This window comes from Aeromonas sp. MR16 (genome assembly GCF_022549315.1).
Lineage (GTDB): Bacteria > Pseudomonadota > Gammaproteobacteria > Enterobacterales > Aeromonadaceae > Aeromonas > Aeromonas aquatica.
Genome location: NZ_JAKZFK010000075.1, coordinates 1 through 412, shown reverse-complemented (window position 1 = coordinate 412; position 412 = coordinate 1). Strand labels below are relative to the sequence as shown.

General features: G+C 61.7%; 1 pseudogene. It reads right to left on the bottom strand.

Annotated features, from left to right (window positions below):
* Positions 1-412: pseudogene (locus MM194_RS21795) on the bottom strand (IS3 family transposase); the annotation flags it as partial.

The following is a 412-nucleotide window of genomic DNA, read 5'->3' as shown; positions in this document are numbered from 1 at the left end:
TGACCCACTATCTTGCGTGAGTAAGCATCCGTCACCAGGCTCAGGTACAGCGGCCCGCTCCTGGCTGGCAGATAGGTGATGTCGGCGACCCAGACTTGCTCCGGTGCCACCGGCGTGACCTGCTCCGGTCCTCCCTTGAGCAAGTTGGGATGACGGTAGAAGCGGTGAAAACTGTGGGTGGTCTTGTGATACGCCCGCCTGGGTTGCACCAGCAGGCGGTGCTCGGCCAATATCTGAAACAGCCTGTCCCGCCCGACCTTGAGCCCGCCATCATCCTGATCCTGCAGCAGATAATGCAGCTTGCGGGTCCCCACCCGTGGCTGTCGCAGCCGAACTTTGCGCACGAAGCGCACTACCTGCAGCCCCTGTGCATGGCGCAGGTCTGCAACCCGATTGCGCTTGTAGTAAGCCT